This is a genomic window from Psychrobacter sp. Pi2-52 (assembly GCF_904846705.1).
GTDB lineage: Bacteria > Pseudomonadota > Gammaproteobacteria > Pseudomonadales > Moraxellaceae > Psychrobacter.
Genome location: NZ_CAJHBS010000013.1, coordinates 26,899 through 42,093 on the forward strand (window position 1 = coordinate 26,899; position 15,195 = coordinate 42,093).

At 44.4% G+C, this 15,195-nt stretch carries 13 protein-coding genes; 9 read left to right on the plus strand and 4 right to left on the minus strand.

Annotated features, from left to right (window positions below):
• Positions 1-45: 45 nt before the first annotated feature.
• On the plus strand, positions 46-846 hold the full coding sequence (locus JMY00_RS08340) for an SPOR domain-containing protein (RefSeq protein WP_201579824.1): 801 nt from the start codon (positions 46-48) through the stop codon (positions 844-846).
• Between the two features lie 125 nt (positions 847-971).
• Entirely contained in the window at positions 972-2,066 is a 1,095-nt protein-coding gene (locus tag JMY00_RS08345; protein WP_240990704.1) for a PTS sugar transporter subunit IIC, read from the plus strand.
• Between the two features lie 161 nt (positions 2,067-2,227).
• Here the strand turns inward: JMY00_RS08345 and JMY00_RS08350 are convergent, their stop codons facing one another.
• From JMY00_RS08350 to clpP, 3 genes are all read right to left on the minus strand, one after another.
• Positions 2,228-3,214 carry an SDR family NAD(P)-dependent oxidoreductase gene (locus JMY00_RS08350; RefSeq protein WP_277350416.1) on the minus strand — a complete coding sequence of 329 codons (987 nt, stop codon included), beginning with the start codon at positions 3,212-3,214 and terminating at the stop codon, positions 2,228-2,230.
• 342 nt (positions 3,215-3,556) lie between these two features.
• Positions 3,557-4,831: an ATP-dependent protease ATP-binding subunit ClpX gene (gene clpX, locus JMY00_RS08355; RefSeq protein ID WP_201579826.1), complete on the minus strand. Its 1,275-nt coding sequence runs from the start codon at positions 4,829-4,831 to the stop codon at positions 3,557-3,559.
• A gap of 186 nt (positions 4,832-5,017) precedes the next feature.
• On the minus strand, positions 5,018-5,644 hold the full coding sequence (gene clpP / locus JMY00_RS08360; protein WP_197411852.1) for an ATP-dependent Clp endopeptidase proteolytic subunit ClpP: 627 nt from the start codon (positions 5,642-5,644) through the stop codon (positions 5,018-5,020).
• A gap of 925 nt (positions 5,645-6,569) precedes the next feature.
• On the opposite strand from clpP, the gene JMY00_RS08365 reads away from it, so the two are divergent.
• The 7 genes from JMY00_RS08365 (at position 6,570) to JMY00_RS08395 (ending at position 13,400) form a co-directional block, all read left to right on the plus strand.
• Positions 6,570-7,598 carry an urease accessory protein UreD gene (locus JMY00_RS08365; RefSeq protein ID WP_201579827.1) on the plus strand — a complete coding sequence of 343 codons (1,029 nt, stop codon included), beginning with the start codon at positions 6,570-6,572 and terminating at the stop codon, positions 7,596-7,598.
• Between the two features lie 118 nt (positions 7,599-7,716).
• Positions 7,717-8,019, plus strand: a complete 303-nt coding sequence (ureA, locus tag JMY00_RS08370) for an urease subunit gamma (protein ID WP_057761815.1) — start codon at positions 7,717-7,719, stop codon at positions 8,017-8,019.
• A 56-nt stretch (positions 8,020-8,075) separates the two neighbouring features.
• Positions 8,076-10,265 (plus strand): urease subunit alpha, encoded by a 2,190-nt coding sequence (ureC, locus tag JMY00_RS08375; RefSeq protein WP_201579828.1) that lies wholly within the window; start codon positions 8,076-8,078, stop codon positions 10,263-10,265.
• Positions 10,266-10,427: 162 nt separating this feature from the next.
• Positions 10,428-11,066 carry an urease accessory protein UreE gene (ureE, locus tag JMY00_RS08380; protein ID WP_201579829.1) on the plus strand — a complete coding sequence of 213 codons (639 nt, stop codon included), beginning with the start codon at positions 10,428-10,430 and terminating at the stop codon, positions 11,064-11,066.
• Entirely contained in the window at positions 11,056-11,850 is a 795-nt protein-coding gene (locus tag JMY00_RS08385) for an urease accessory UreF family protein (RefSeq protein ID WP_201579830.1), read from the plus strand. Before ureE ends, JMY00_RS08385 begins: the two co-directional genes overlap by 11 nt.
• Before the next feature lie 57 nt (positions 11,851-11,907).
• The gene (gene ureG / locus JMY00_RS08390; protein WP_201579831.1) at positions 11,908-12,597 is read left to right on the plus strand and encodes an urease accessory protein UreG; all 690 of its coding nucleotides are present in this window, start codon (positions 11,908-11,910) and stop codon (positions 12,595-12,597) included.
• 50 nt (positions 12,598-12,647) lie between these two features.
• The gene (locus JMY00_RS08395) at positions 12,648-13,400 is read left to right on the plus strand and encodes a HupE/UreJ family protein (RefSeq protein WP_201579832.1); all 753 of its coding nucleotides are present in this window, start codon (positions 12,648-12,650) and stop codon (positions 13,398-13,400) included.
• Positions 13,401-13,583: 183 nt separating this feature from the next.
• On the opposite strand, the gene tig is transcribed toward JMY00_RS08395, so the two are convergent.
• A complete protein-coding gene (gene tig, locus JMY00_RS08400; protein ID WP_201579833.1) occupies positions 13,584-14,927 on the minus strand; it encodes a trigger factor in 1,344 nt (447 codons plus the stop codon).
• Positions 14,928-15,195: the final 268 nt, after the last annotated feature.

Here is a 15,195-nt window from a genome sequence, read left to right on the forward strand (position 1 = left end):
TTAATTCGATGATGATAGTTAAATCCAGTAGGGAGAACGAGATCCATGCTAGCCAAAAAACCTAAAGGCGCAACAGAAAAGCGCAAATCAAGTAGCGTATCAGGCTTATTGTGGATGTTTGTTGGGGCCATATTGACCCTTATGATTGGGGTATTTATCTACCTCTCACCATTATTCAATTTCAGTCCCGCTGATGGTAGTGCTGAGAACGATTCTGATCGCCAAGTACAACCACGTGTGGATACTGATACCGATAATGGCGATTATGAGTTCTACGATATCTTGCCAAATCAAGAGATGGCAACCATCCCTGACGAAGATATCGCTGACATTGATAATGATCAAATAGGCGATATCGGTGTGTTTGAACCAGACGTCGTCGTGACTCAACCAGATAGCGATGCAGGCAGTACAGCAACGGGCAGCTTCGGTGGTTCGGAAAATGCGACTGTCGAACCTGCTGGTAGTAATAATGCTGGGTCGAGTGAGGATATCGTTGTCGTTGAAGAAGATGCAACCTATGATGGTACGCCGCCTGCTACTAGCAACGCTACAACCCGCAATAACAATGCAGCAGCTACGGCAAGCATCCAAGCTGCCAAACCTGCGGCGACCTACATCTTGCAGATCAATAGCTTTAGTGATGCAGATGAAGCGGATCGTCGCCGTGCGCAAGTACTGATGGCGGGTGTCGATGCTCGCGTGGTTAAAAACACGACGGGCAATGGCTTGCCAATTTATCAAGTCATCTCGCGTCCACTGAATAACCGTCAAGCAGTAACGACAGCACAGCAGCGCCTACAAAACAATGGTATAGACTCTATTATCGTTGAACAGCGTCGCTAGGTTCAGTCGTTTACAGTTATTGTATTTATTAAAAAAGCGTCGTAATGACGCTTTTTTTATCTCTTTATTTTATCAAAAGCTTTCTAGCTATTTTATCCTATTAAACGTCCATTAAGAGTATGGTTATGACCGTATCTAACTCAGTAACACCGCAAGCAAGCATCATTAAAGCGTTCTTTCAAAAATACTTTATCGATGCTTTTACTGGTATGGCTTTAGGGCTATTTGTCACGTTGATCGCAGGTCTGATTATCTCGCAAATCGGTGGTTGGTTAGGTTTGCCGGCATTGGTCGCGGTCGGGAAACTTGCCTCGATATTAATGGGTGCTGGTATCGGCGTAGGTATCGCTTACTATCTCAAAGCGCCAACGCTAGTGATGCTTAGCTGCCTTGTAGCAGGTATGCTTGGTGCCCATTCTGAAGCACTAATGGCAGGCACGCTTTTTACGCCGCAAGTGGGTGGGCCTGCAACCTTTGTAGCACTGCCGGGTAATCCAATCGGTGCTTATCTGACTTCTGTGTTTGCTTATCGCGCTGGCACTTGGATCGCGGGTAAGACTAAGCTAGATATTTTATTAGTGCCTTTGGTTGTATGCGGTATTGCTCTTCTAGTTTGCGCCTTGCTTAATCCGCCTATCGTAGCAGGGGTCGCTGCTATCGGTAAGGGTATTCAAGCCGCTACTGAATTACAGCCACTTCTAATGGGTATCATTATTGCCGTCGTAGTTGGTGTTTTATTGACATTGCCAACTTCAAGTGCGGCCATTTGTATTGCTATTGGACTCGGTGGTTTGGCTGGCGGGGCTGCAGTAGTTGGCTGTGCTGCGCACATGATTGGCTTTGCTGTTGCCAGTTTTAAAGACAATGGCGTTAGTGGCGTCATCTCTCAGGGCTTGGGTACCAGTATGCTGCAAATCCCTAATGTGCTCAGAAAACCTATCGTTCTGCTACCTGCTGTCATTGCTAGCGCTATCGTTGGGCCTATCGCGACCGTTGGTTTTGGATTAGCTTGTACCGCGACAGGGGCGGGTATGGGTACTGCTGGTTTGGTCGGTGTGTTTGGGGTTATTGAGGCATCACAAGAAATCATGAGCACCGGTCAACTATGGACAGCGATTATTCTATTGATGTTTATATTACCTGCGGTGATTGCAGGGTTAGTGGCTTACATCATGCGCCGTATGGGCTGGTTGGTCGCTGGTGATATGAAGCTGCCTTAATGCTTGGAAGGTTGAACTAAAATATCATCAACAATCTTAAAACTTAGTCTTATCCTTAATCAGCAATAACAATGCTTAAAAAAGCCCAGCTACGACTATAGCTAGGCTTTTTATATATAAATTCATCAATTTCTCATGAAATAGGAAATGTTTACAGCATACTATTTAACGGTCTTTAGCTTCTTATGACGACGTGGTTTTAGTTTGCGGGACAGTTGATGGAAGTCGTTCAGCACTTGACTATAGTGTGATGGAAATACACGTTGGATGGCATCAATCATCTTGGCATCGTTACCAATTAAGCAGCGCTGCTGATTAGTCGCTGCTGCCTGTAGGATAATCCAAGCCGCTTCATTGGCATCGAACTTTAAAAACTTATTAAAACTTCTGATGGCTTTGGGCCCAGTACTCATCCCAATATCATGGATGCTCTCATTACCGCGCGCGCTGTTGGCGATATTGGTTTTGATCCCGCCCGGATGGATACAAGTCGCTGATACCCCGCAGTTCTGGATATTTAGCTCTTGGCGTAAACTCTCTGTAAAGCCGCGTACGGCAAATTTGCTAGAGTTGTAGGCTGACTGTGATGGCTGAGCGGTCAAACCAAACAGACTTGAGATATTAATAATATGTCCATGTTCGCCAAATTGGCTCTGTTTAACGCTGTTTTTGATTAACGGTAAAAATGCCTTAGTGCCGTAAACCACGCCCCAAAAATTAATGTTCATTACCCATTCAAGCTCACTAATACTACTGCCTTCGACGGTAGAGTAGAGTGCGACACCTGCATTGTTAAAGACGAAATTTACTTTGCCATGTTCTGCCATCACGCTATCAGCCCATGCTTCCACCGCTGTATTGTCTGACACATCGAGTACGGTTATAGTGACGTTGACATCATAATTGGCAAGTAACTGTTTGGTCGCTGCTAGCTGTTCAGGATTGATGTCCGATAGTGCAACATGACAGCCCATTTTTGCTAAATGAATGGCCAGCTCACGTCCCATACCCGAACCTGCGCCTGTGATAGCAGCGACATGGTTTCGGTAGTAGGATGCAACGTCCGAGTCATCCAATGAAGTACGGTTAGAGGAAAACGGTAGATGTTGGCGCAATGAAGTCGCCATAGCAGTCACATGGTTGAGCATAATAAACAATCCTTTGTATTATTAAGAGTGGATATTCATAGGTGCCATAGACGTTGGAACATAGCAGTAGAATAAAGGTCGCAATAGACTATCTACATTAGCATGATTAGTGATGAGGTCTGCTTGCGATTGATAAACGCTGCTGTCATTTTGTGATAAGGAGCGTCAATTATTTCTAGAGCTCTATGCTGTTAAGTGCTACTAGAATATAAAGGTTAATCGAATTTTTGATAAATAATTTAAGCCATCCATAGACATAAAAAAAGCGCCGTGGCTTATAAGGCCAGACGCTTTTTTGAATAACTCATTACTAATAACGAGTCATCTTAGTCCCACTATGTATTAAGCAATTTTAGGAATTTTGCCTTCATTGATGACTTCTGCATCAACCATAACGGTCTTGGCATTTTCCATAGAGGGCAGCTCGTACATGGTCTCAAGCAGAGCGTTTTCTACGATAGAACGTAGACCACGTGCACCAGTTTTACGCTCCATAGCTTTTTTGGCAATGGCATCAAGTGCTTCTTGCGTGAAGCTAATCTCAGCACCTTCCATATCGAACAAGTACTTGTACTGTTTTACCAGTGCGTTCTTAGGTTCCGTCAAGATTTGTACCAGTGCTTCTTCATCAAGCTCTTTTAGCGCTGCAAGTACTGGCAGACGACCGATTAGCTCAGGAATCAGACCAAACTTGATCAAATCTTCTGGCTCGACTTCTTGTAGCAAGTCTGAGCTGCGACGGCTGTCATCTTTTGAGCTGACATCAGCGTTAAAACCAATACCGCCTTTTTCGGTACGTTGCTGAATGACTTTATCAAGTCCAGCAAATGCACCACCGACGATGATTAGGATGTTGCTGGTATCAACTTGGATCAGCTCTTGCTGCGGGTGCTTACGACCACCGTGCGGCGGGATAGCAGCCACAGTACCTTCGATTAGCTTTAGCAACGCTTGCTGTACACCTTCACCTGATACATCACGAGTGATAGATGGGTTGTCGCCTTTTTTACTGATTTTGTCGATTTCATCAATATAGATGATACCTTGCTCAGCTTTGGCCACATCATAGTCAGAAGCTTGAAGGAGCTTTTGTACGATGTTTTCAACGTCTTCACCAACATAACCAGCTTCGGTCAATGTCGTGGCATCAGCCATCGCAAAAGGCACATCTAATAGACGAGCTAAGGTTTGCGCAAGTAGCGTCTTACCAGAACCAGTTGGACCGATTAGCAGGATATTACTCTTAGCCAATTCTACCATTGCATCGTCAGCGCCGATCTTGGCTTTTTTGCTGTCGTTGGCTAGCGTCTGGCTAACTTTTAGACGTTTGTAATGGTTATAGACGGCCACAGCCAATGCTTTTTTGGCAGCGTCCTGACCGATGACATATTCATCAAGCTTGGCACGCAGCTCTTTTGGCGTTGGTAGTTTTTTATTGACCCAAGAAGTGTCTACTTCGCTATCATCATCACCGTGCTCTGCGCTGTCTGCGATTAAGTCAGTACATAGCTCGATACATTCATTGCAGATATTGGCATCGTCAGCAGCAATCAATTGCTGTACATCGCTTTTGGCTTTACCGCAAAACGAACACTGCGGGGTATTATCTTCTGCCATAAAAGGCGCTCCTAAAATTTAAAACTGGTTAGTTTATTTGTAGTATATCGATTATCGTATTCATTCAATGGTCATACCTTCTAATGGTCAGGTATGACATTGATAACGGTTTACTGTACGGCAAATAAACTATAAAAGGTCTTATGATTGCACTCTCAATGAAGAGGCATCACGTTAATGCTTAGATTACAAAGATTCAGGACGACGCTCTAATACTTCGTCAACCAAACCATACTCTTTGGCTTCTTGTGCATCTAACCAATAATCACGCTCAACGTCTTTTTCGATTTTCTCTACTGGCTGACCAGTGCGCTCAGCTAAGATACTATTTAGACGTGCACGAGTTTTAAGGATTTCACGAGCGTTAATTTCGATATCAGTTGCTTGACCCTGCGCGCCGCCTGAAGGCTGGTGAATCATGACACGAGCATTAGCAAGTGAGTAGCGCTTGCCTTTTTGACCAGCGGCCAATAGGAATGAACCCATGCTGTAAGCACCGCCCATACAGATAGTAGATACTTCAGGTTTGATGAAGTTCATGGTATCGAAAATAGCCAAGCCAGCGCTTACTGAGCCGCCTGGTGAGTTGATATACAAATGGATATCTTTGTCAGGGTTTTCAGCTTCTAAGAATAGCAACTGGGCAACGATAAGGTTAGCCATGTTGTCTTCGACCTGACCGGTCAAAAAGATAACGCGCTCACGTAATAGACGTGAAAAAATATCAAACGAGCGTTCACCGCGTGAGGACTGTTCAACCACCATAGGTACTAAAGCCGCTTGTGTGGTCTGTACTTCTTTGTGCGCACTCATCAGCATATCAAAATGCGGGTTGGCAGTGATGCGATCATAATCTGTCATAGAAAAGTCCTATCGATAAATGTATAAAATAAAAATGGATTGAATGATTTTATTGTCTAGTAGTTTTTGACTAATGGGTTGTTTATAAGGGGGCTGCGCTCACTATTCAAGCCTATAAAATGGGTTTGTACATAAAATAGGTGAAAAACTGACCCTACGATATTGCTAGGACTCATTGCTTATATTGAAACTTATACTAAAAATACGTCTAAAAGTAGATAAATACTATCTTATCTATTATCAAGTCATACAGATATTGATAGTACCTGTATCGACAGTATCTGTATCGATACAAATAGCGTAAATCATGTCTGACCTGACTTTTTAACATAGAATACCTGATTAATAGCCCTATAATCCACCTATCTTACTGACTAAGCCTGCAAATAGTTATGCGTTTAGTATTTTTGCTTATCTAATGTCCTCAGAGAGTATTGCGCTAACAATAACGCTAAAAAATGCACCGTTATGGACAAAATGTACCGTTTTGGTGCAAATATCTGCTGATTTTATAAATGACTGAGGCTCAAAAAACGTTTAGAAAATAGCTGGAAATATACGGTTATTTTTATCATTTAAGTTAAATAGAAAAAAGCGCAGACAAATCAAAGTTTTGAGTCGGTAAGGTTGTCTATTTGATTATCTGCTATCAAGAGTTGGCACAGTGCTTGTATCAATAAAAACATTGACGCTTTTATTTATAGTGGTGCGCTAGGCACGATAAATGGTGTAGGCTGTATTTCTTCGCTGTTATTCTGACATTACTGTAGTTAATGAACTGTAATTAACGATTAGCAATAGAGTTTTTAACGGATAGTAAATGAGAGTTGTCACATAAAATACTGAAACATATTTAATTGGTAAATGAGTATACAAAATGAGTTGGGCCTCTTCTTTAGCATTAAGCTTTGACACTGTTAGCAGTACAAGTACGGCCAAAGAGGGTACGGCTGATAACTCAAAAACGCGGCTTTATCATCGTAAGCATACGGGTGCCTTGATGGTACAGCGTGCTCTGTATCCTGAGCCAAGCGTACAGCAGGGTATTTGTCACATACTGATGTTGTACCCGCCAGCCGGTATCGCAGGCGGTGATACGCTGACCATAGACCTAAACTTAGATAGTGGCAGCCACGCTGTTATCACCACACCAGGGGCAGGTAAGTGGTACGGTAAGGACAGTGTTAGTCAAAAACATAAAGCTCCGTTGAGCGACAACGACACTCACCAAAGTATGGATCAAAATGAAATAGCTGCCTATGCAAGCCAACATGTACAGGCCAACCTCGCAGCACATACCCGATTAGAATGGCTGCCGCAAGAGAGTATCATTTATAACGAAGCCAATATGCATGCAGTGAGCCGTTTCGATTTGACGGATTCATCTAGTCTACTGACATGGGAGATTAGCGTATTTGGGCGGCAAGCTTACGACGAGCAGTTTTTGCAAGGGCGTTATCATACTGGATTGAACATCTACCGAGATGGTAAGGTTATCGTTGCTGAGCGAGTGGCGCAGGCAGCACAAAATCGCTGGTTTACCTCAAATTTAGGACTAGCGAACCAGCATATTTATGGATCGTTTTGGGCAGTACCAAGCTTAAGCGATGTCCATGACAATCTTGCACTCTCCGCGTCACAAACCACGCAATCGACCGAAACAGCCCAAGCGACTATCAAGCAGTCATTAACCCGCTATCTAGACAACACCGTAGCAGCATTACGTCAAGTTATTGCTCGAGCACAACTGCCTGTCTACTGCACTCATAATTGCCAAGCGATTAATATCCGCTATATTGGCTCAGATGTACGTGGTTGTTTTGAAGCTTTTTATCAGCTGAGAGAGGTCTTACGCGAATATTGGTGGCAACTTGAGCCCTGTCGCCCACGTATTTGGGACACTTAATATGGCCACTTTAAATAATGACACTAAGATATATTGCGACTGTTTTTAATCGATATTTAATGCTGTGAAAATCTCTAATCTGCTATAAATATAATGATAAGTACAACAAGGAATTATCATGCACCTGACCCCAACAGAAAAAGATAAACTCATGCTATTTACCGCTGGTATGGTGGCTGAGCGTCGCAAAAATCGCGGTGTTAAACTCAATTATCCCGAAGCGATCGCTTATATCAGTATGCTACTGATGGAAGGCGCACGAGATGGTAAAAGAGTTGCCGAGCTGATGAGTGAGGGTGCTACGTATTTGTCTGCTGATGATGTCATGGAAGGTGTCGCAGAGATGGTAGATGAAGTGCAAATCGAGGCGACCTTTCCTGATGGCACCAAACTGGTCACAGTACATAATCCCATTGTGTAACGCTGTATACCATTATTGTAGCACTGAAATGCTCACTATAAAATAAGGCGGCTACCATGCAAGCAGGCGAATACCATATCCAAGATGGCGATATTATCTTAAACCAAGGGCGACAGGTGCAGACTATCAGTGTGAGTAATACTGGTGATAGACCTATCCAAATTGGCTCGCATTATCACTTTTATGAAGTCAATGATGCCTTGAGTTTTGACAGAGAGCAAACTCGGGGGTTTCGCCTAAATATTATCTCTGGCACCGCTGTACGTTTTGAGCCTGGTCAATCGCGGGAAGTGGAATTGGTGGCATACGCTGGCAAGCAAGATGTATATGGTTTTGCTGGGCGTGTCATGGGCGCAGCTCATCCAGACAAAGCATCAGAGAGCGTCACTGATAAAAAGGTAACCACTACTTCGCAAAAGCGAGTCAGTCGTCGTATTTATGCTGAGCATTTTGGTCCTACAACAGGCGATAAAGTCCGTCTTGCCGATACCGAGCTTTGGCTACAGGTTGAAGCAGATTTAACCAGTCATAAAGATACTGCTGTTGATCAAGCAGATACGTCGCAAAGTGGTGAGAGTAGTAGCAAGCCTGTTGAAATTAAAGGTGAAGAAGTTAAATTTGGCGGTGGTAAAGTCATCCGTGATGGTATGGGACAAGGACAATTGCTGGGTGCGGAAGTTGCCGATACGGTTATTACCAATGCATTGGTCGTTGACTATACAGGCATCTATAAAGCGGATATCGGTATCAAAGATGGTCGTATCAGTGCTATTGGAAAAGCGGGCAATCCTGATATCCAGCCTGCCATCGATATTGCGATTGGCGGTGCTACTGAGATTATAGCTGGTGAAGGTAAAATTCTGACAGCAGGTGGCGTCGATAGTCATATCCACTTTATCGCACCTCAGCAATGCGAGACAGCGCTTATGTCAGGAGTTACGACGATGCTGGGCGGCGGCACAGGGCCAGCTCAAGGAACTCTCGCGACTACTTGTACGCCAGGGGCTTATCATATTGCCTCAATGCTAAAGTCTACGGACAGTATTCCCATGAATATCGGATTACTGGGCAAAGGAAATGTGAGTGTACCAGAACCCATCGCTGAACAAATCGAAGCAGGTGCCGTAGGGCTAAAGCTACATGAAGATTGGGGTACAACCCCGCAAGCCATCGATAACTGCTTGAGTGTCGCTGACGACTATGATGTGCAAGTAGCTATTCATACCGATACTTTAAATGAAAGTGGCTATCTCGAAAGTACGCTCGCTGCTTTTAAAAACCGCTGTATCCATACTTTTCATACTGAAGGGGCAGGTGGTGGCCATGCGCCTGATATTCTAAAGGCTATTAGCGAGTCGCATGTGCTGCCATCTTCAACCAACCCAACGCGCCCATACACCGTCAATACTATTGATGAGCATCTCGATATGCTGATGGTTTGTCATCACCTAAGTCCTGCTATTGCTGAAGATGTGGCCTTTGCTGAAAGCCGTATTCGTCAAGAAACCATTGCCGCAGAAGATATCTTGCATGATTTGGGTGCCATCTCGATGATGAGTAGCGATTCACAAGCGATGGGACGGGTGGGTGAAGTAGTCATCCGTACATGGCAAACCGCGCACAAAATGAAAGTTCAACGTGGCCATCTAGCGCCAGATGCAACGGCCATCATTGAAGATGAGAAGCAGTACATCACTTTGACAGACTATGACCAAAGCGCGGGCAACGATAACTTCCGTATCAAACGCTATATCGCAAAATATACAATAAACCCTGCGATTACTCACGGTATTAGCGATATGGTCGGCTCAATCGAAGTGGGAAAATGGGCAGATATGGTGCTATGGTCGCCCAAGTTTTTTGGGGTAAAGCCTGAATGCATTATCAAAGGTGGACTCATCGCTGCGGTACCGATGGGCGATATTAATGCCTCTATTCCTACTCCTCAGCCTGTGCATTATCGTCCTATGTTTGCGACATATCCAAAATCGGTTGCCCAAACCAGCATTACCTTTATGTCGCAAGCGGCGATCGACAAACAAGTAGATAAGCAGCTTGAATTGACCAAAGTCATTCAGCCCGTACATGGCATCCGTAAAATTCGTAAAAGCGATATGCGCTTTAACAGCTACTGCCCAGATATGGATATCAATCCTGAGACCTATGAAGTACGCGCTGATGGTAAGACACTCACCTGTGAGCCAGCTGATGTATTACCCATGGCACAGCGTTACTTTTTATTTTAGAGCTTATGATGCACGTTTATAGGTTCTCTAGGACAGTGAGCCATAAACCATGTATGCCAATGATCAGTTGGTTTCTTGAGTGAGATCATATCTTTATTCCCAACACTTTTATCATCAATACTATTGACCAATAGTTTGAGCAACAACAGCCAGAGAATAATAATGAAAATATTTAATACCCGTCTAAGTGCGCCTAGCGATGTCCAAAAAGCACAATTGGTAGAACAGTATAAAGCCGATGATTACCTGCTATTAGATTTTGATACTCGTCAGCATTCCCGCTTTAGAGCCATTACTGTTTCAGGTGAGGCAGTTGGTGTTGACCTACCTCGTACAGGCGTCTTAAAAGGAGATGACGTCCTTATCAATGCATCAGGGGAGTTGATGCAAGTCATCGCCAAGCCGCAAGCGGTGACTAAGGTGACTGCTGACAATGACTTTCTACTAATGAAAGGGGCTTATCATTTGGGCAATCGTCATGTGCCATTGATGTTTGACCACAGTTTTGATCAGGGTGAGGCAGGCTATGCGCTGTACTTTGAAAACGATCATGTACTTGCACAAATGTTAGAAAACCTCGGTCTACATATCGAGTCTACCTCAGTGCCATTCGAACCCGAAACAGGCGCTTATCAAAAGGGTCAAGGGCATTCGCATGGCCACTCTCACTCCCATGCACATTCGCATAGTGACTCTCATAGTCATAAGGAAAGTCATAGCCATGATGAAAGCCACAGCCACGGACATCAACATAGCCATAGTCATCATGATGCGCCTGTAGGTCGTTCAAATGATGATTAATACCAGTGCTCAGCCTACTCAGTCTGCCCAACTTGGACAGCTACTGATGCTGGCATCGAGCAATTTGCCGATTGGTAGCTATACCTATTCGCAAGGTGTGGAGTCAGCGATTGAGTCTGGGGTTGTCTCTGATGAAGCCAGTACGCTTACATTTATGCAGGACTATCTAGCGCTTGCAGTGGTTGGCTACGAGCTGCCTGTATTAGGGCTGATAATGTGCGCACTCAGCCAAGGTCATGAAGCGCTAGCAGCAAATTTAGCACATGATTATCACGCTGGCCTAGAGAGTAAAGAGTTTGTACTGGAGTCGCAGCAGTTGGCACAAGCCATGGTGTCTTGGCTCAACGAAGTCCTGAGTCTTGGCATACCGGTCGAAATACCTGAAGATGGATTTTTGCCGCTATTTGCTCATATTGCTCAGCATTGGCAGCTGCCACTAGCGCAGTCAATGACTACTTATGGATTTGCGCAATTAGAGAACATGGTGCTCGCTGCTGTGAAGACAGTGCCGCTAGGACAGATGGCAGGTCAGCGTATTCTGTGGCAATTACAAAGCGATTTGGGTGCTCAGGTTGATGCTTTAAGCGATGATGTACAGCATGTCTTTGATGCTCTAGTTATGTCGACAAACACGGCCAATACTGTAGGTAATAGTGAAGAGTCGGACTGTCAGCAGCTATGCCAAGACCTCTATGAATCGCTTAATATCTCTAATAACTTGCCCAATTTGGCTATTCTCTCAAGCATGCATGAGGAGCAATACAGTCGGTTGTTCCGCTCATAACTGTACTTTTATTTCTATTTATACTTATTAATATACAAACTGTTTTAGGAAATCAATATGTCTCTAACTCCGCTCAAACCAAAAAACTCTCACGCTGCATCAGACGTACAGACTGATAGCGATAGCCAGAAACCGTCTTCTGCCTTATCGTGCTTACGCCTTGGTATTGGTGGGCCAGTTGGTAGTGGTAAGACTGCTTTGACATTAAGGCTATGCCAAAACCTGCGTGATACGGTCAATATGGCAGTGGTGACCAATGATATCTATACCAAAGAAGATTCAGAGTTTTTGACCCGCAATGATGCCATGCCTGCTGAGCGTATCCGCGGTGTAGAGACGGGCGGCTGTCCACATACGGCTATCCGCGAAGATGCTTCTATTAATCTGACTGCGATTGCTGAGCTACAAGCAACTTTTGAAGGGTTGGAGTTGATTATCATTGAGTCAGGTGGCGACAATCTAGCTGCGACATTTAGCCCAGAGTTGTCTGATTTGACCTTGTACGTCATTGATGTCTCTGCAGGCGATAAGATACCTCGTAAAGGTGGCCCCGGTATTACCAAGTCTGATTTGTTGATTATCAATAAGACCGACCTTGCACCAATGGTTGGTGCTTCGCTGGAAGTGATGGAACGCGATGCCAAAAAAATGCGTGGCGACAAACCTTTTGTATTTAGCAATATGAAAACAGGCGATGGGTTAAATGAGATTATCGCCTTTATTAAAGAACATGGCATGCTTGCCTAAAGAGCAGATGAGCTTTTACCATTAAAATATAAAGAATAAGGAAAACCCGCATGACACAGTATACAAAAGGTCTTCATATCGAAAACTCTCGCTTCTCACAAGTGCTCTCAGCTCGTCATATCGTGTCTGGTTCGGCTGTGATGATGACATCGCTAATGCTGCCGTCATTGGCGCAGGCGCATTCAGGTCATATTCACTCCACTACCACGCAAGCGCCATTGTTTTTGGGTACGTTGCAAGCAGGACTGATGCATCCAGTCACTGGCCTTGATCATCTGTTTTTGGCAGTAGGCATGGGCATGTTGTTTTATGGTCTACAAAAGCAGCGCTTAGGCATGATGTCATTGACGGCAGGGTTGTCATTAGGTGCGATATTGGGCACGGCTGGCGTGCTGATTGGCGGTATCGCATTTGCTACATCATCTGGGCTGATTGAAGTGGCGATATCACTGTCGGTGGTTGTATTGGCTATGGTCTTGATGAGCCAGAAAAGCAGACAAGAAGCATTCTCTGCGCAGACTCATACAGCACGCACGCCAAGCATTCAGCAGGTGTCATTGTTTGGTTTTGGTGGTTTGGCCGTCTTTCATGGCATGGCACATGCGCTGGAAGTACCAGCAAATGCTGGCGTGAGTGGTCAGCTGGGATTTTATGCAGGGATGATGGTCACGATGCTAGCATTATATGCAGTTGGTACGCTGGTTAGTCAGCAGTTGCAGCAACGCTTTAGTGATAGCTTATGGTTACAGCGCGGGCTAGTGTTGCTAGGATTGAGCGCCGTATTTGCGCCTGTTTTGGTGTAAGGCGCGCTTTATAGTACGAGTACGATGTTTATAGATTCGATGTTTGTAAAGTTGATAGTTGTGACTGATTTTATCTAGTTAACGAACGCCATAAAAAATGCGCCCCCGATCAAAAGGTCGGGGGCGCATTTTAGTTTTGATAACTGACTACAGCATATCTAAAAAGACAGCTTGTCGTATCAATTACATTGCTTGCTGCTGTTGTTGCTGAGCCGCTAGCAAGTCTTGGTAGCTAACTTCTTTGTCAGTTACTTTACCTTGAGCGATCAAGTAATCTACTACTTGGTCTTCTAGTACAACAGACTCAATGTTAGCGCGCTGCTGCTTGTCATTGGTGTAGTACTCGATTACTTCTGCTGGATCTTCGTAGTTTTCAGCGGCTTCTTTGATGAAGGTTTCTACACGCTCTTGATCTACTTCTAAGCCTTTGGTATCGATAACACGGGCAACGATGATGCCAAGACGGGCAGCACGTAGCGCTTGCTCTTCAAATAGCTCATTTGGCAGCATGTCTTTATCGAAGCTATCAGCATTCGCGCCGAACTGCTGAGAAAAACGTTGCATCATCATGTTGCGTTGACGCTCGATTTCTTGCTCTAGCATAGCGTTTGGTACGTCAAACTCGTTCTTTTCTAGCAATGCGTCAAAAGTTGCTTGTTTAACTTGGCTACGCGCAGCGTTTTTGATTTCGCGTTCCATGTTTTTGCGTACGTCTTCTTTCAACTTCTCAACGCCGCCTTCTTTTACGCCGAATAGCTCAAGGAACTCTTCGTTGATTTCAGGTAGCTTAGATTTTTCAACCAATTTTACGTTGATTTTGAACTGAGCTTCTTTACCAGCTAGGTTCTCAGCTTGGTAATCTTCTGGGAAAGTTACGTCGATGATTTTTTCTTCGCCAGCTTTCATGCCTTTGATACCAGCTTCAAAACCTGGAATCATTTGGTTGCTACCGATAACTAGTTTAAAGTCTTCAGCAGAGCCGCCTTCGAATTTTTCGCCGTCGATAGAGCCTTCAAAGTCAAAAGTCACTTGGTTGTCTTTCGCAGCCATGCCCTTTTTCTCAACGAACTCTTCACGTTGCTTTTGTAGGTTTTCGATCATGGTGTCAACGTCTTCTTCACTCACTTGTGCAGTGTGACGCTCAACTTCGATCTCATCGATACCTTGTACGTCAACTTCTGGGAAGATTTCAACAGTGGCTTGATATACCAAGAAATCGTCTTCAAGTTTTACGTCGTCGATGTTAGGCATGCCAACAGCACGGATGTCTTCAGATTTGATCGCTTCAAATACAGTATCACGGATTACATCGTTGATAACTTCTTGTTGAATGCCAGCACCGTACTGAGAGCGGATGTGTGACATAGGGACGTTACCTTTACGGAAACCGTCAATCTTGGCGGTTTTCGCAACTTGGCGAATACGGCCTTCAACTTTGTTTTGAATTTTTTCAACGGGCACTTTAACCGTTAGCTGGGTTTCTTTATTAGATAGCTTGTTGGTTGTGACTTGTAAATCTGTAGCCATGTTAATTACACCTTTAGGATTAAGTAGTACGTTTGATTAATGAAATAGTACTTAGGGTTAAATGGTAATAGACAGACCGCGCCTCAAATTACGGGCATGTACGACGGGCTGCCGTTGAAATAAATAGGGGATAGCGATAGCGCACAACGTCAAATTCAGTGCCAGTAGCAATCGCCGCTGATACCAAAAGGTGAATCTGCTGAGGTTGTCCATGCTATCAAATATCGATAATAAACCGTTAATGCACCGCATAATAACGCTTTTTGGT